General features: G+C 26.9%; 17 protein-coding genes. 13 read left to right on the forward strand and 4 right to left on the reverse strand.

The genetic code is table 11. The features are described 5' to 3' along the window. The first annotated feature begins 51 nt into the window (after nt 1–51). The 3 genes from ACYUCG_RS00760 (at nt 52) to ACYUCG_RS00770 (ending at nt 1864) form a co-directional block, all read left to right on the forward strand. Entirely contained in the window at nt 52–492 is a 441-nt protein-coding gene (locus tag ACYUCG_RS00760; RefSeq protein WP_283691686.1) for an N-acetyltransferase, read from the forward strand. Between the two features lie 369 nt (nt 493–861). Then, nucleotides 862–1038: a hypothetical protein gene (locus ACYUCG_RS00765; RefSeq protein ID WP_003477030.1), complete on the forward strand. Its 177-nt coding sequence runs from the start codon at nt 862–864 to the stop codon at nt 1036–1038. Nucleotides 1039–1165: 127 nt separating this feature from the next. Continuing rightward, nucleotides 1166–1864 (forward strand): Dph6-related ATP pyrophosphatase, encoded by a 699-nt coding sequence (locus tag ACYUCG_RS00770; protein ID WP_460267858.1) that lies wholly within the window; start codon nt 1166–1168, stop codon nt 1862–1864. Nucleotides 1865–2078: 214 nt separating this feature from the next. Here ACYUCG_RS00770 and ACYUCG_RS00775 read toward each other — a convergent pair whose 3' ends face one another. Further along, a complete protein-coding gene (locus ACYUCG_RS00775; protein WP_460267859.1) occupies nt 2079–2975 on the reverse strand; it encodes a LysR substrate-binding domain-containing protein in 897 nt (298 codons plus the stop codon). Nucleotides 2976–3324: 349 nt separating this feature from the next. Here ACYUCG_RS00775 and ACYUCG_RS00780 point away from each other — a divergent pair, with 349 nt between their 5' ends. From ACYUCG_RS00780 to ACYUCG_RS00790, 3 genes are all read left to right on the forward strand, one after another. Then, nucleotides 3325–5025, forward strand: coding sequence for an FAD-dependent oxidoreductase (locus ACYUCG_RS00780; protein ID WP_003477035.1), 1701 nt, complete (start codon nt 3325–3327; stop codon nt 5023–5025). A 105-nt stretch (nt 5026–5130) separates the two neighbouring features. Continuing rightward, the gene (locus ACYUCG_RS00785) at nt 5131–6417 is read left to right on the forward strand and encodes a YeeE/YedE family protein (RefSeq protein WP_060794549.1); all 1287 of its coding nucleotides are present in this window, start codon (nt 5131–5133) and stop codon (nt 6415–6417) included. 87 nt (nt 6418–6504) lie between these two features. Next, nucleotides 6505–7833 (forward strand): APC family permease, encoded by a 1329-nt coding sequence (locus tag ACYUCG_RS00790; protein WP_460267860.1) that lies wholly within the window; start codon nt 6505–6507, stop codon nt 7831–7833. A 161-nt stretch (nt 7834–7994) separates the two neighbouring features. On the opposite strand, the gene ACYUCG_RS00795 is transcribed toward ACYUCG_RS00790, so the two are convergent. Together ACYUCG_RS00795 and ACYUCG_RS00800 are read right to left on the reverse strand one after the other, a co-directional pair. After that, a complete protein-coding gene (locus ACYUCG_RS00795) occupies nt 7995–8657 on the reverse strand; it encodes a FusB/FusC family EF-G-binding protein (RefSeq protein WP_460267861.1) in 663 nt (220 codons plus the stop codon). Nucleotides 8658–8931: 274 nt separating this feature from the next. After that, a complete protein-coding gene (locus ACYUCG_RS00800; protein WP_003461479.1) occupies nt 8932–9210 on the reverse strand; it encodes a CD3324 family protein in 279 nt (92 codons plus the stop codon). 347 nt (nt 9211–9557) lie between these two features. Here ACYUCG_RS00800 and trxA point away from each other — a divergent pair, with 347 nt between their 5' ends. From trxA to ACYUCG_RS00835, 7 genes are all read left to right on the forward strand, one after another. Beyond that, the gene (trxA, locus tag ACYUCG_RS00805) at nt 9558–9872 is read left to right on the forward strand and encodes a thioredoxin (protein ID WP_283678733.1); all 315 of its coding nucleotides are present in this window, start codon (nt 9558–9560) and stop codon (nt 9870–9872) included. Between the two features lie 307 nt (nt 9873–10179). After that, on the forward strand, nt 10180–10512 hold the full coding sequence (locus tag ACYUCG_RS00810; protein WP_003457093.1) for a winged helix-turn-helix transcriptional regulator: 333 nt from the start codon (nt 10180–10182) through the stop codon (nt 10510–10512). 25 nt (nt 10513–10537) lie between these two features. After that, nucleotides 10538–11749, forward strand: coding sequence for a cytochrome c biogenesis protein/redoxin (locus ACYUCG_RS00815; protein WP_221389125.1), 1212 nt, complete (start codon nt 10538–10540; stop codon nt 11747–11749). Between the two features lie 522 nt (nt 11750–12271). Then, nucleotides 12272–13993, forward strand: coding sequence for an alpha/beta hydrolase fold domain-containing protein (locus ACYUCG_RS00820; protein WP_460267862.1), 1722 nt, complete (start codon nt 12272–12274; stop codon nt 13991–13993). Nucleotides 13994–14450: 457 nt separating this feature from the next. After that, entirely contained in the window at nt 14451–15902 is a 1452-nt protein-coding gene (locus ACYUCG_RS00825) for a carbon starvation CstA family protein (RefSeq protein ID WP_460267863.1), read from the forward strand. 130 nt (nt 15903–16032) lie between these two features. After that, complete coding sequence (locus ACYUCG_RS00830; protein ID WP_265923843.1) at nt 16033–16452, forward strand: YmaF family protein; 420 nt, start codon at nt 16033–16035, stop codon at nt 16450–16452. 203 nt (nt 16453–16655) lie between these two features. Next, nucleotides 16656–16958 (forward strand): hypothetical protein, encoded by a 303-nt coding sequence (locus ACYUCG_RS00835; protein ID WP_003453115.1) that lies wholly within the window; start codon nt 16656–16658, stop codon nt 16956–16958. An 87-nt stretch (nt 16959–17045) separates the two neighbouring features. On the opposite strand, the gene ACYUCG_RS00840 is transcribed toward ACYUCG_RS00835, so the two are convergent. Further along, on the reverse strand, nt 17046–17600 hold the full coding sequence (locus ACYUCG_RS00840; protein WP_124042083.1) for a TetR/AcrR family transcriptional regulator: 555 nt from the start codon (nt 17598–17600) through the stop codon (nt 17046–17048). Nucleotides 17601–17906 lie beyond the last annotated feature (306 nt).

Below are 17906 nucleotides of genomic sequence, written 5' to 3' on the forward strand. Positions count from 1 at the left end.
AATTTAAATAATTTACATGTAATTATTTATAGAGTAAAGAGGAAAATATTTGTGGGAATTAGAAAATTAAAAGAATGTGAAATAGATTGTATTATGAAAATTTGGCTAGAAAGTACCATAGAAGCACATAATTTCATTGGGAAAAAATATTGGAAGAAAAATTATAATATCGTAAAGGATCTTTATATTCCAATGGCTGAAACATTTGTTTTTTGTGATAAAAAAGGAATACATGGTTTTATAAGCATAATTAATGATGGATTTATTGGTGCATTATTTGTTGATACTAAAAGCCAAGGAAGTGGAATAGGAAAAAGCTTAATTGAATACATTAAAAATAGATATGAAAATATAGAATTAGCTGTTTATAAAGATAATAAAAAGGCAGTTGAGTTTTATAAGAAACATGGTTTTAAAATAATAAAAGAGCAAGAAAATGAAGATTCAGGTTATTTAGAATATTTAATGTCATATTATAAAAATAGAATTTAGGACTAATAAATATTAGTAACACTTAAGCTTATTGTAAAGGGCTTAGGTGTTTTTTTTGTTAGTATTTGTAATGAAGAAATTAGATTTAGCAAAGAGGTAAAAGTGATTAGAAATTAAAAATATATTTATACAGGCAATTAGTATAGGATTTAATTAATAATTTTTTATAGGAATATAGAAATATGTAGTGTAATTGTGCAATAATTTACATATAGGAAAAATTATATGGAATGTATCAAAATAAATTTTATTATTATATTTTTATAAAGTATTTATGTATAAATTAAGTAAAATACAGAATTAGGTTATGAAATGCATGATATATAAATAGGCTATGAAATACATGAGATATAAAAAGGAGAGAGAAAAATGAAAAAATGTTTATATTGTGGAAAAGATTTAGAGAAAGAACCAAAAGAAAATTATATAGAAAATAAAGTAGGATATTTTTGTAATGAAGATCATTTTGATAAATACATACTTTCCTTAACTCCTGAAGAGTACATAGAAGTTCAAAACTCCTTCTGCGTATGTAGTGATGATTAATAAAGATAGGTTTTATACTTGAAGAAAATTTGAGTTTAGAGAAAATTTAAATTAAAAAACTATTTTTTTATAAGGAAGGAGAAGCTACTTAATAGATAATATATTTTTTTAGTAGCATTAGTAAAGTATGAAAAAATGGAGTAATGGTGCAAAGAATAAAAAGTTTGTAGCATCATATAGTGGGGGTAAAGATAGTACTTTAGCTTTATATAAAGCTATGCAAGAAGGAACAGCTATAGGGATAATTGTAATGATGGAGGAAGATGGAAAGAGATCAAGAGCACATAGTTTATTTCCATCTGTATTAAAAGCACAAGCAGAGGCTATTGGATTACCTTTGTTTACAGCAGCTACAAATTGGGAGGACTATGAAAAAATTTTTGTTAAGAAATTAAAAGAAGCAAAAGATTTAGGGGCAGAAGTGCTTGTTACAGGGGATATTGATGTTCCAGAAGAGGAATGTTGGCATGAAAGGGTTACTAGTGATGTTGGACTTGGACTAGGTATGCCACTTTGGAGAAAGAATCATAAAGAAGTAGTGGAAGAGTTTATAAATTTAGGCTTTGTAACAAAAATTGTTACTGTTAACCTAAGTAAAGGAATGAAAAAAGAAGACCTTGGAAGGATTCTTACTTTTGATTATATTAAAGAGTTAGAAGAAAGAGGAGTTGATCCTTGTGGTGAAGCAGGTGAATTTCATACAACAGTTATAGGTGGTCCACTTTTTAAAAAAGAATTAAGAGTTAAACATGGAGAAATTATATCAGAGGGAAACTATATGTATTTAACTTTAGAGTTAGATGATTTTAAGTTGGCAGATGAATAAGGAATCAAATAAAAGTCAAGGTAAGCTAAATTAAACTTGCCTTGACTTTTTATAATTAAATAATAAAAAATATGATTTTAAATATATCTTTTTACATAGTTTACACAATTTTATGATAAATATCTTTTAATAATTAAGAATTATGCCTAATAATACTATAAGTTCCTTTAAATAATGGTGTAACTTTTTTATTTATCTGAAAAGATGTTTTTATTTAATAGCAAAAGCATCTTTTTTTTGAGGTTAGAAAATCTACAAACTTTTGTTCATAATAATCTAATTTATAGTTTTTTCTAAGTGCAATATAGTATTGGAAAGGAAGTCTTAAATCATTTATATCGATTTTCTTTAATTCACCACTTCTCAATTCATGGTTTAAAGAAATTGCAGGTAAAAATGAATATCCTTGTCCAAAAGATACAGAAGATTTTATTGATTGAGGAGAATTAAGTGATAAAACAAAATTAAGATTATCTATATTAATTTTATTTTTCTTTAAGCTTGATTCTACCAATAATTTATTAGCTGATCCATCTTCTCTTGTTATTAAAGGAAGTTTATAAAGTTCTTCAACATTTACTGATTTAAATGAAGTATTTCTACCACCAACTAAAACTAGATTATCAGTCATCAATGGAATAAGTTCTAAGTTTTTACAATCACTAGGTTTACCTTGAATAATGCCTATATTTGTTTCATGATTAGTTAATTTTTTTAATATATCTGAGGTATTATCTATTTCCATAGAGATATCAGTCTTATAATGAATTTCTTTAAATGTATATATACTGCAAGGCATTACATGCTCACCTAAACTTTTACAACAAGAAATAATAAGTTTTGAATTAATATTTTTTAATTCATCTAATTTTTTTTGTAAGTTATCTTCTATGGATAACATTGATTCAGCAAATTCAAAGATTATTTCACCAGCACTTGTTAAACTTACTCCTATATTACTTCTATTTAAAAGTTTAAAATTTATATCATTTTCAAGTTTTTGAATTTGCATACTAACTCCTGGTTGAGTTAAATGCAATTGTTTCGCAGCTTTAGAAATACTATTACACTTAACTGTTGTATAGAAAGATCTAAGATAAGTTAAATTCATGAGTTCACCTCCTAAATATTGTTTTACTATTTATATTAAAGGTAGTCTTTTTATTATTTCATACTTTTATATAAAAATAATGAAGTTTTTTAGATAATTTTAAAAGTTTAGTTTGTTAAAATAATTAACATTAAAAAATAAATAGTATTATATAAGTCAATTTTAAAGTAAATTCTTTGTTTAAAGCAAGGTATATAACAAAGTGTTATTAAGTATAACATACTTTTATTATGGTATAAACCTAGTTATATGATACTATCAAGTAGAGGTAATTAAATTATGCGCATGTTAGATAAAAATTTAACAAAGAAAATTTGTTTAGATATTCACTAAGAAAGGTGGAAATATAATGAGTAAAAAGATAGTTATTGTTGGAGGAGTAGCAGGTGGAGCTTCAACAGCAGCAAGACTTAGAAGATTAGATGAAAACAATCAAATAATAATGTTTGAAAGAGGGCCTCACGTATCCTTTTCAAACTGTTGTCTACCATACTATTTAAGTGGAAAAGTTGAAAATCATGAAGATTTAGTTCTTATGACTCCTGAAAAATTTTATAGCCAATATAGAATTGATGCGAGAGTTTATACAGAAGTAGTATCAATTAATAGAAAAGCTAAAGAAGTAACAGTAAGAAATGTAGTAAGTGGACAAGAATATACTGAAAGCTATGACAAATTAGTTCTTTCACCAGGAGCAAAGGCTATAGTGCCACCAATAAAAGGAATTGAAGATGTTAATGTATTTACAGTTAGAAATGTTGTGGATATAGCAAAATTAGATTCTTTTATAAAGGATAATAATAGTAAGAACATATCAGTAATAGGTGGAGGATTTATAGGAGTTGAAGTTGCAGAGAATTTACATGAAGCTGGATATAACGTAACTTTAATAGAAGCAATGGATCAAATAATGAAGCCATTTGATTATGATATGGTTCAAGTTTTACATAAAGAAATGTATGATAAGGGCGTAAATTTAATAGTTGGAGATAAAGTAAGCTCTTTTGAAAGTGGAAAAGTAGTATTAGAATCAGGAAAGAAAATAAATTCAGATGCAGTTGTTATGGCTATAGGGGTTGCACCTGAAACAGATTTAGCTAGGGAAGCTGGTTTAGAAATTGGACAAACTGGAGCAATAAAAGTTAACCAAAATTATTTAACTAATGATAAGGATATCTATGCAGTTGGAGATGCTGTGGAAGTTTATAATTCATTAACAAACTCAATATCTAGATTACCATTAGCGGGACCAGCACAAAAACAAGCGAGAGCAGTAGCAGATCATATAAATGGAAGACCATCAAGAAATAGTGGATATATAGGTTCATCATGTGTTCAAATATTTGATTATAACGGAGCTTCAACGGGATTAACAGAAGGTCAAATAAAAGCTATGAATTTAAGATTAAACTATGATGTTGTAAGGGTTATACCTCAAGACAAGGTAGGATTAATGCCAGGCAGTGAGCCATTACACTTTAAATTAATATTTGAAGTTCCAACAGGAAGAATTTTAGGAGCACAAGCAATTGGTAAAGGAAATGCAGATAAGAGAGTTGATATAATAGCTACATTAATAAAAATGGGTGGAACTGTAGAAGACTTAAAAGATTTAGAGCTTTGTTATGCCCCTCCTTTCGGAACAGCTAAGGATGTAGTAAATCATGCTGCATTAGTTGCATCAAATCTTTTAGAAGGAACATTTAAACAAGTTTATGTACATGAGGTAAGGGATTTAGTTGAAAGTGGAGCATGTATAATAGACGTTAGAGAAGTAAGTGAATATGAAGCAGGACATATAAAAGGAGCCAAAAATCTTCCTTTAAGTGAAATAAGAGATAGATTAGATGAAATACCAACTGATAGACCAGTTTATTTACATTGTAGAAGTGCTCAAAGAAGTTATAATGCATGTTTAGCATTACAACATTTAGGATTTGATAACATTTATAATGTATCAGGTGGATTCATGGGAATAAGCTTCTATGAATACTATAATGATAAAGTTCAAGATAGAGAGCCTATAGTTACAGAATATAATTTTAATTAAAGTAAATACATGGTGTTTTAATTAATTTTAAAACACCATGATAAAAAATAATATTATTAAAAATAAAATAGTTTGTTAATTAACAAATTAATAGGGGGAATTAAGTTGAAGAAATATACGGAATATATTATTGGATTCATATTACTAGCAGCAATAATAATAATAGGTAAAATTAATCTTGGTAGTTCAATGCTATTTTTTAGATTACTTGCAGGTTTAGGATTAGGATATGCTCTTACAAGATCATTCTTTGGATTTGCTGGTGGAGTAAACAGAAGTTATAAGACAGGATCTACAAAATTAATGAGAATGTTAATGATATTATTTGTAGGAACAGCAATAGTAAGTGTTTGTTTCTTTATAGGACAAGACCCTACAGAGTATGACTTATGGGTTAATCCAATTAACTTAGGACTTATATTAGGTGGATTATTATTCGGATTTGGTATGGCATTCTCTAGTTGTTGTGCATCAGGGGTTCTTACTGACGTAGTAACAGGATTACCACGTGCTTTCATAACATTAATATTCTTTGGAATGGGAGTATATTTAGGATTCCCAGTTCAAAACTCAGCATCTTGGGTAAAAGATACAATGATATGTACAGGAACATTTGAAAATGGTGTATTCTTACCAGACCTATTTAAATGGGATGGTTTAGAAGGATATTTAGGAGCAATAATAGTAACTATTATCTTAGCTTGCTTAACAATTTGGGTAGCAAAGCTATATGAAGAAAAGAGAAAAGCAAATAATACTTATACTGGAGTTGACACAGAAATTCTTCAAGAAAAGAAACATGAAGAAAAAGGTGAATTTAAACTATTTAGTGAAGCTACATATGAAAAGTTATTTGTAAGACCATGGACACTTGCTACTGGAGCTTTAGTAATAGGTGGTATATTCATACTATTAATGGGAGTAACTAAAGCTGGATGGGGAGCATCAACACCTTATGGATTCTGGTTTGGTAGAGCACTTGTAGCTGTTGGAGTTTCACCAGAGAGTGTAGCAACTTTTGCAGGAAAACCAGTAGAAATGTTTACAGCTCCATTTTTCTCAAATGGAATGAATGTACAAAACTTTGGTATAATATTAGGAACATTAGTTGCATTACTTTTAGCTGGAAGTTTCAAGAAAACTTTCAAAGCTGGTTTACAAATAAGCTTTAAAGAAGCTTTATTATACATAGTTGGTGGTTTTGCCATGGGATTTGGAACAAGATTATCAAATGGATGTAACGTAGGAGCACTTTATACACCAATAGCTAACCTTTCATTATCAGGTTGGATATTCCTTGTATTCCTAGTTGCAGGAGGAGTTTTAGGAAATATAGTTTATAAAAAGATTATGGGAAATAAGTGCTGCAAAGTAGAAATTAATAATAAATAGAGATAAAAATAGTTTAAAAAGCTATAATTGGTTAATATAAAATAAAACTAATTATAGCTTTATTTTCTTAAATGAATGGAGATAATGATGAAAGAAATTAAACTAAATAGAATAGATATATTTTCTATAGTTTTAGGAGCCATAATTGGATGGGGATCATTTATGCTACCTGGAACTAAATTTTTAAAGGAGTCTGGGGTAATAAATACTTTCTTAGGTCTCTTTTTAGGGGTAATATGTATAATTATTATTGAAAAAAATTATTTAATAATGATGCAAACTCACGATGAAGAGGGAGGAGAATTCTCTTTTACTTATAATAATTTAGGAAAAAAACATGGATTTATTGTGGGATGGTTTTTAACTTTGGCTTATTTTACAATGATTCCATTAAATGCAACTGCATTTCCACTTGTAATCAAGAAGATATTTGGGGGGATTTTAGAATTTGGTTATTTATATAATGTAGCTGGATATAATATTTATATAGGAGAAATATTAACATCAAGTATAATAATAATTGCTTTTGCAGCATTAAATTTAAATGGGATAAAGAAAACAAGCAAAGTTCAGAACTTAATAATTTTTAGCTTAATATCAATGACTTTTATTGTTTTAGTTGGAATGATAATTAAAGGAAACAGAACAGATTTTATTAATACATATATTAATAAATATTCTTTTGATTTAAATCAAATAATAAAAGTATTTGCTATAACACCTTTTGCTTTTATAGGATTTGATGCTATTCCACAATTAAGTAAAGAATTAAACTTTTCTAAGAAAAAGGCATCAAGGGTAGCAGTGATTTCCTTAGTTATGGGTGCATTAATTTATAATATATTAAATATTATAACTGCCTTAGCGTATTCACCAGAACAAGCAAGTTCTTTAGAATGGGCAGCAGGAAGTGCTGTATTGAGTACTTTAGGCAAAGGAGCCTTCTTTTTACTTATAATAGCTTTAACTGCCGCTGTATGGAGTGGAATAAATGGATTTATGATTTGTAGTTCTAAATTATTAGGATCTATAGCAAATTATAAAATGCTTCCTTCTAAGATGGGAAAGGTAAATAAAAATGGAGTCTTTAGCAATGCTATAATTTTCATAACTATAGTGAGTTTAATAGCACCTTGGTTTGGGAGACAAGCAATAATTTGGATTGTAGATATGTCCTCTTTAGGAGCATCAGTTGCATATTTTTATGTTTCCTTTATAGTTTTAAAAGAATATAAAAACACTAAAGATAAAATTTTAGCAGGAATAGGAGTGGTAATAAGTATAATTTTTATGCTTTTATTAATTTTACCTATGTCACCAGCAGCTTTGTCTAAAGAATCTTTAATAGCTTTAATAGTATGGTGTATAGCAGGTTTTATTGCGTACTACAAAATTCAAAAAGATAATGTAGAATAATAATCTTTATTTTATAATATGTAAAAAGGTCACATATATAAAGTTATTTAAAATAGAAAATATCATCTTAAAATAAACATGAAAACAACCTAAGGCGTATAATCCTAACACCTTAGGTTGTTTTTAATATTATATTAATATCATACTTTGTAAGGTTTCAATTATTTCTTAATATTATTAACATCTTTCAAAAGTTTTTCAAGCTTATCAGTTGAGGTAATTCTTTCATTACATTTTTCACTGTCTAGGCAAACATCAAAACCTATAGATCTATAAGTTCCTTGCTCTGGATTAGAAGTTTTGCAGAGTGCTGAAACAAATGCTACTTCAGTATCATTTCCAATATGATTGCAAAGAGTACAAATATGATTATTGTTTGAATTATAGCTTGGTATTTTACATGACATACCAGTAAGCTTACCATTTAAGTTATATGCTATAAATAACTTTCTACTTCCCTCATCAATCCATCCTAAGTAAACTTTTTTGGAGTTTTCAAAGTCTAAATTAGGAATTTTTAATTTTTTTTCTTTTCTAAATAATTTAGTAATTGCATTGCTTTTAATAGCGGTCATTCCATAGACATATTCATTTAAATCCTCTAAATATTTATCAATATGTAGGGGATCAGTTATTTTATTAATATCAATTAATTCTTTTTCTTCATTAGATAATTCTGAAAATCTACTTAATATTTTTTCATTTATATACGCTTTATTTGTTTCTATAATATTAGGGTCAGTACAGTTTTTTAGGGTACCATGTAAATCAGTGATGCATTTTTTTATGAAATTAAAATCTTCTTTTTTTATAAAAGGTTTCATTAAAATATACCTCCTTTTAGAAATTTGATTTTTTATATTATATATTAACTATTAAATTCATATATAAAATTAAATAATAATTAAAATAAAAAATGATTATTATTACTCAAAGTAGAGAAATAATAATCATCTATATTTAAAATGTAATGAATTCATAATCATATTATTTAATAGCTTGTTTTAAATTTAAATGTTATTACTTTAAGTACTGCTTTAATGAGATAATAACATCTTTTAAAATAAGTATTCAATCTAATAATTAATTCTGTAATGATTATGAGCATAGTTTCTTTTTGTCACTTATAATTCTTCTTATACTTTTCTCAGAAAGAAAGTACTCTTTTGCAAGAGTATTTATGGAGGTTCCGTCTTTATATTTTTTGAATATTTCAGTATTTCTAGCATTAAGGCTTTTTCTTATTCCACTGTTTTCACCCCAAGCCTTTTGATTTTCATTCTTTCTTGGAATATAAAGATATTTTCCATCCACATATTTTTGTAATATTTCAATTATTTCCTCTGGTAACACATCTTGGGCTTTTACATATTTCATTTCCTTGCTCCTTTAATTTACGTAATATTATTAAAGCAAAGAATACTAAAAGCTATGTGTCACAGAACCTAATTTATATTCAGCTAACTCAATACATTAGGCTCCAAACAAAGCATAGCTTACTTTTAGTAATCTTTGCAAGGAGCAAGATGATTTATAACTGAATGTATTATTTACCTTCAAGAAAAACACCTCCTTTATTTAATGTGTATTATATCATATTAAATTTAAGTGGTAACTAAAAAGTGCCTAATTGTTAAAAAATTATATGTTGATAGAATTAAGCTAGAGATTAAAGAGATTCTGTTTTAGAGATGAAATATGAATTTAAAAATGGAGGTATGAAAATGGTAAAACATATAAATCAAGATGAATTTGAAAAGGAAGTACTAAATAAAGAAGGAGTAGTTGTTGTTGATTTCTTTGCAACTTGGTGTGGACCTTGTAAAATGCTAGCACCAGTTTTGGATGAAGTACAAGATGAAATGAAGAATGTAAAAATAGTTAAAATAGATATAGATGAAAATTCAGATAAGGCTTCTGAATATGGAGTTAAAAATATACCAACAATAAAAATATTTAAAAATGGAGAAGAGATTACTACAAATGTAGGATTTGTACCTAAAAATTTATTAAAAGAGATGATAGAAAAAACTTTATAATTACTTATTAAGTTATATAAATATTTATTTTAGATAGTCTTTTAGATATTAAGATATTTTTCATTTGTTTAGTCAAAACTACTTTGAAATATGGTATATAATCCACATTTAATATAGATATTGATTTAATTAGGAATATGGCTTTGTTTTAGAAAAAAGTTAATTTATTAAGTTTAACTAATAGCTAATACAAGGCCATAAGTAATATGTGGACTTATTTAAAATAAATTCATAATATTTACATATACTTTTAGTAATTTTAGGTTAAATTTTAATTATGTTTTATAAGGAATTGAGGAGGATAAAAATGTATAAAGTAGAGAATGATACTTATGAGTGTCCAGTTGAAGCCTTATCAAATATTTTAGGAAGAAAATGGGTTGCTGAGATAATATGGGGAATTAAAGATAATAAGGTTAGGTTTGGAGAATTACAAAGATTATTAAAGGGATGTAGCAAAAAGATGCTAAGTCAACAATTAGAATTATTAATGGAAAATAACATAATAATTAATGATAAAAAAACTATAAATAATATAGTTGAATCAACTTATTATTTAAGTGAATCTGGGATGTTGTTATTACCTATTTTAGAGAAGATGATATCTTGGGGAAACATAAATTTATCCTGTGAGGGATAAGTAGAAATAAAGGGGGAAAGGTTTAGTGGAAAATATTAATTTCTTTATTGTTTTTATAGAGGGAATCTTATCAATTTTCTCGCCGTGTATATTGCCAATATTACCTATATACTTAAGTATGTTATCTAATAGTAGTGTAGAGGATATAAGGGATTCTAATTTTAAAAGTGGTGTTTTAATAAGAAACACATTATTTTTTACTTTAGGAATATCAACTACATTTTTTATATTAGGTTCATCAATAAGTGCTTTAAGCTCATTCTTTAATACTAATAAGAATATTATAATGATTTTAGGTGGAGTTATTATATTATTCATGGGCTTATTTTATTTAGGTGTAATAAATTTAAATATATTAAACAGAGAAAAAAGATTAAATTTTAAATATAAAAATATGTCACCAGTATCAGCCTTTGTGTTAGGATTTACATTTAGTTTTGGATGGACACCATGTATAGGGCCTATATTAGCATCAGTACTTGTAATGGCATCAAGTTCAAAAAATTTATTAATGTCTAACTTATTAATACTAGTTTATACAATTGGTTTTATATTACCATTTATAATAGCATCATTATTCTATGGTAAATTATTTAAAAAGTTCGATGGAATAAAGAAGCATATGGACTTAATTAAGAAGATAAGTGGAATTTTTATCATAATAGCTGGTTTAATAATGCTTGTAGGTGGAATAAGAAATATGAATAATGAGATAAAGATTAATAATAACCCTCAGATAAATAAGAGCGAAAGTGTAAATAAAGATAGTAAAAATGAAAGTGACAATAAGAAGCAAGAAGAGGAAAATAAAATTCTTCCAATAGATTTTACCTTATATGATCAGTATGGGAATAAACATACTCTTAGTGAATATAAAGGAAAAACTATATTCTTAAATTTCTGGGCAACTTGGTGCCCGCCATGTAGAGGAGAAATGCCTTATATAGATGAGCTTTACAAAGAATACAATGAAAATAAAGATGATGTTGTAATCCTTGGAGTAGCTTCACCTAATTTAGGAAGAGAAGGTTCAGAAGAGCATATAAAGAATTTCTTGAAAGAAGAAAATCATGTATTCCCAGTTGTACTTGATGAAAATGGATCTATGGTTTATCAATATGGAATAAATGCTTTTCCATCAACTTTCATTATAAATAAGGAAGGATATATAACTAAATATATTCCAGGTGCAATGACAAAGGAAACCATGAAAACTTTAATTGAAAGTGAAAGATAACAATGGGATTATTACAGTATTATTAAGTTTCAAGTTTGCTTTATTTAACTTAGAATCTTATTTGGATATCTTAATTTATTGTTATTAAATCTTAAGACAATTATATAAAAGAGATTAAATCTCATATAGAAATAGAATTTATAAGAGCTTAAGTAGTGTCTTATATCCTAAATAGTTATATTTAGATAGTTAGTTAAAACTATTAAGAATTTATAGTTATACAAATTTAAAATTTTCATATCAATATTTCATTTAAAAGTACTGTATCAAAACAATTTAATAAAACCTATAAATTAGTATTGAAAAAATTTTTATCAGTACAATATATAGGTTTTATAATTGAGTTTTGGTACAGTTTTTTATTATACTTAAATAAAGATTAGTTATAATAAATTAATTGTAAGCTTAGTAATAGTACTAAAAAATCATCGTTAACTAAACGGGTATAATAAAATGGTTTTAAGATGGTTAAATAATTAAAAGGCTAATAGTTTTATTTATAAAGAGAGGATATGAGGTTAGATGGACAAAAATTTAAAGAGTTTTGATGAGGTTAAAGGCAAAGAGAACAAATTAACTGGAATAGCTAAAGCAAATTTTAATACTGAACATGGAATTAGAAATTTAGTACTTTGGGGAAAAGAAGTAGATGAAAATTCTTATTTATCTCTAGGAATTTTAAAAAGATTGCATAAATATTATGGCACTGATAATTCAGAAATAAAATTTGAAAAAGTATTATCTGATAGATTTGATGAAGAGGTTTTCGATAAAAATAATGCTAATTTAGTTTTAGTTGTAAATAGTGTTAGTGACTTAATTAGGTTAGAGTGCAATAAATTAAAAGAAGATGAGGAAAATTTAAATCTAATTATAAAAAAATTTGTGAGATTAATAGAGATTGCTCATAAGAATAGGGCGAGAATTATATTTACAACAATACCTCCATTTAGTGGTGAAAATAAAAATTTAGAGGATGTAAGAAATGAGATAAACTCTTGGATTAGAAATAGCACATTTTTAGATGGATATTTAGATTTAGACAAAATTGTTGAAAAGAGACTAGATGTTTCTAAATATAAGAAAGAGATTAATTATGATAAAGAATTAGAAGAATATATGGTAGAAAATATTTCTTTAGATTATATTGTAGAGAGACTTAACCCTTCTGAGCTTGACCACATGAGCCAAAGCGATTTAATAAAAGTCATGAATGAGAATTCAAAATTTATTAATGAAGATGGTGTTGATATTTTAGTTAAGCCAATACCAGATCCAGTTGAAGGGACAAGAATAGATAGAAGAATTAAATATTTTGATGAGTATAAAAGACCTAAAAGATCAGGAAATCCTTATGTATTCGCAGGGGAAGCAGTTGGAGATATGAGAGATAATATGGGATTATTAAATTTAAATCTCTGCAAAAGTAATATATTGATGAGTAAAGAAAATATAAATGGAGTTAATTGCAGAGTTTATAAGAAAGAAGGATTAAAAGAAAATTTACCATGTATAGTTTATATACATGGAGGTGCATTTATTGGAGGAAGCTTAGATGTTTCTGAAAATCCTTGTAAACTTATAGCTGAGGGAATTAATGGGATTGTAATAAGCATTGATTATTCTTTGGCACCAGAAAAGCCATATCCTCTAGGATTAAATGATTGTAGAAAAGTTGTTGAATATATTGAAGAAAATAATTTTTTATATGGAATAGATAAAAGTAAAATAGGAATAGTAGGGGAAAGTGCAGGAGCTAATTTAGCAACAATTGTAGCTAATGAGAATTCAAATATAAAGTTTCAAGGGCTTGTATATCCTGTAGTTACTTTTGTAGAGAAAAATCCATTTTTTAATTGGGATATAGATTTATATAAGAATCCATATAAGGAAGAAAAAATATATAATTTTATTAATTCTTTGAGAAATTGTGAGGATTTAGTACAAAAACTTTACATACAAAGAACGTTAGATCCTAGAAGAGAAGATTTATCACCAATATTTAATAAAAATCTTTCAAAGGCTAAAAAAACATTAATTGCAGTTTCTGAATACGATTATTTAAGAGTACAGGGAGAAGCTTATGGTAAGCTTATTCATAAAGCAGGAGTAGAAACAAAAATAATAAGATATGAAGGGGTAAACCATGCGTTTTTAGATAACCTTGGAATATACCCTCAAGCAGAAGATACAATAAATGAAATTGTAAAAGAGTTTCTAGATACTATAGGAAATAAATTTTAATTGAAGTTATAAAAATAATGTGTGTATTAAAAGGCTACAAGAAAACTTATAGTGGTTTGTGGATTATTAAAGACTATTAATAAGTTTTGTTTACTAAGCTTTTAATATACACTTTTTTATTATTAGAATTATCTTGTAAACTAAGATGGTTATTTTTATCTAATAGTATAGAGAATTTTAAAGGAGTTATAAATGATTTTGTTTTAAAGTATAATATTAAATTTAAATAAATAGAAATCACATTAAAGCAGCATAAATAACAAGGAGTGAATTAACTTTAAAAAGCAACTTTGAAAAAAATAGTAAATAGTCAAAATTTAAAGTTATTACCTAAAATTTCAAGAGTATTCAGTCTGAAAAGGCTATTTTATGGTAAAAAAGAATTATGAATACGTTTTCTAAAAGAGGTATAATTAAATTGTAACAATTAATTCAATTAACGAAGGGGATGAGAAAAATGATATCATTTTTATTATCATTAGTATTATTAATTGTGGGCTACTTTACTTATGGAAAATTTGTGGACAAGACCTTTGGTACAAATGATTCAATTGAAACACCTGCTGAGTCTATGGCAGATGGAGTAGACTATGTACCAATGAGTTGGCCAAGAATTTTTTTAATTCAGTTTCTTAATATTGCTGGGCTTGGACCTATATTTGGAGCCATAGCTGGAGCATTATGGGGACCTGTAGCATTTTTATGGATAGTTTTTGGATGTATATTCGCAGGGGCTGTTCATGACTATTTCACAGGAGTTTTATCTATAAGAAATAAAGGGGTATCAGTTGCTGAACTTGTAGGTAAATATCTTGGAGAAATACCAAGAAAAATAATGGTTATATTTTCTGTAGTATTATTAATTTTAGTTGGGGTAGTTTTCTTAACAGGCCCAGCAGATCTTTTAAAAACTTTAACAGGAATAGACAGAGATATATTTATAGTTATTATAGTAGTATATTATATAGCCGCCACTGTTTTACCAGTAGATAAGGTTATAGGAAAAATTTATCCTATATTTGGACTTTGTCTTTTAATAATGGCTGTAGGAATAGGTGCTGGAATTGTAATTGAAGGATATAATATTCCAGAAATTCAATTAGCAAACTTCCATCCAGAGGGAATACCAATATTCCCATTCTTATTTATAACAATAGCTTGTGGAGCTATATCTGGATTCCACGCTACACAATCACCTATTATGGCTAGATGTGTAAAAAAAGAATCAGAGGCAAGAAAAGTATTCTATGGTGCAATGATTGCAGAGGGAGTTATAGCCTTGGTTTGGGCAGCGGCAGCTATGTCCTTCTTTGGTGATACAAATGGATTACAAGAAATTTTAAAAGCTGGAGGACCAGCCACTGTAGTTAATACTATTTCTAATACAGTAATGGGAAAAGTAGGTGCCGTATTAGCAATATTAGGGGTAGTAGCTTGTCCTATATCCTCAGGCGATACAGCTTTCAGAAGTGCTAGACTTACAATTGCTGATGCTTTTAAACTTAAACAAGATAAGGTTATTGATAGATTTAAGATAGCCATACCACTATTTGTTGTGGGTATAGCATTAACTTTTATTGATTTTGGCATAATATGGAGATATTTCTCATGGTCAAATCAAACTTTAGCAATGATAATGCTTTGGGCAGCATCTGCTTATATGTTAAAAGCTCATAATAATTATTGGATAACCTTAGTGCCAGCAGTTTTCATGTCAGCAGTTACTTGCTCATATATATTACAAGCTCCTGAAGGATTTAGATTAAATGCAACATTTTCTAATATAGCAGGTGTGGTATTTGCTTTGGTTCTTTTTGGAATTTTCATTAAGTATTGTAAAAAAGAAAATAATGAAAATTGTGAGATTGTAGAAATTGAGGAAGTAGAAGAGGTGATTAAAAATAAATAAGACACCAAACAATTAAATATATTATAATTCTACAAATAATAAGAACAAATTCAGCTAATATTTACATATTGTATATTAAGAGATTTTTAGATTAATTTCTTAAATATATAGTATAGAGGAGATATTTGAAATGGGTTATCAAAATTATAAGTGTAGAAGAGACTATCATGACAATAATGAATATGACTGTTGCCACATGAAATATCATTGTGAAAAATGCTGTGATGAAGAAAGACAGACACATGTTCATGAATATGGAGAAAGCGTAAAATTGGCTGAAGAAGGAGATGATAGGCATAATCATCGTGTTGCAGGTGTTACAGGTGAAGTTATACTAATAAATGGTGGAACAAATCATATTCATAAGATTAATAATGACAAGACAGATTTTCTTGATCATTTTCACAGAATATGTATTTTTACTGGTCCTGCAATTCCAATACCAGGCACTAATAAACATGTTCATTTAGTAGTTGGAAGAACTAGTATTAATGATGGACATTTTCATGAATTTCTTTTTACAACACAAATTAATGCACCTTTAGTATAATAGCTATTGAAATAGATAAATATTTATTGCGTTTAAGAATATAATTATCTATTTAGTTCATTTGTGGTAAAGTAAATAATAAAACTAAGAGGGGATTATGAAAAAACTCATAAATCCCTCTATTATTTTGAATTTATATTAGAATTATATAGATAAATATAGTATTATAAGGGAAATGAAATTAAATTAATGGAGTAAAGATTATGTCATTAGAAAAGAATTTTGAAAAAGAGCTTATTAAGAAATGTGAAATAGCAGAGAAAGAGTGTGGTTGTCCTCAAAAAAGACTTTTATTAACAATAGAGAAGTTTGGTGGAGTAAGAACAGTTCAAGAAATTTTACGTAAAGGTAGAGTTTCAGATGGTTTTGATAAATTACAAAAGGCAAATCGTTTAGATCTTACCATGGAAGCTACTATTGTTGAAAGTAAATACAACGAACTTTTCACTGATGAGGAAGTAAATAGTTGCCATGAGCTTCTTTGTGAGTATGGATATTACAGATAAATAAAGAAGATATAGAAATTGGTTGAGACTATAGAAAGTTTTGTTTTATGGAAAGCTTACTATAGTCTCCATTATTTTGAATATATTTTAGCTACTCATTTGATTTATACCATTAATTATTTGAACAAGTTCCTCTGGAGATTCAGGAAGATCATTTTCTAACCAAGTCTCAATGATTGAAATACACCCACCAACAGAATATCTCATATAGTAATTAGCAATGGTTTTATTGATTAAATTATGATTATTAAATAGTTCCATTACATCTATTTGATCTGCAATATTTAAAATACGATTTAATATACTACTATCTCTCTGATTGCAAAATAGAACTTTGCACAAATCTTTATTTTCCTTAATTAATTCAAGTACCTTAAGAAGCAGTAAACTATTATATTCTTCTATGGGAATTTCTTTTATATATTTTAAAATTTGATGGAATAACTCGTCTTCCATAGATTGAAATAAGTCAAAGGCATCTTTATAGTGAGTATAAAATGTTCCCCTATTAATATCAGCTTTTTTACAAATATCAGTAACAGTAACTTGATGAATTTCTCTAGTTTTAAGAAGTTCTATTAAACTTTCCTTAATAACCTTCTTAGTATATAAAGTTCTACGATTTCCACTAACACCAGCCATATATACCTCTCCTTTTAACATCTCATTTATATAATGACAATATATTTCTTTTAGTTTATATATTTTAAAAAATTATTGACTTTAAAGAAATTTTTAGACTTACGTAATTTTTAAAGAAAGTGTTTACTATCTATTAAAACTTGTCTTTAAGATAAATTTGAAAATAAATTTTACCTTAAAACATAATTTAGATAATTTAATGTTAAATGTTATTAAATCAACAAATTAATTTTAAATGTGCATTTAATAACGTTAAGAAATTATGTGATTATTGTTTAGCATATTTTCTTAAATTATACTATTTAT

The sequence above is a fragment of the Clostridium sp. CTA-17 genome, from assembly GCF_054767895.1.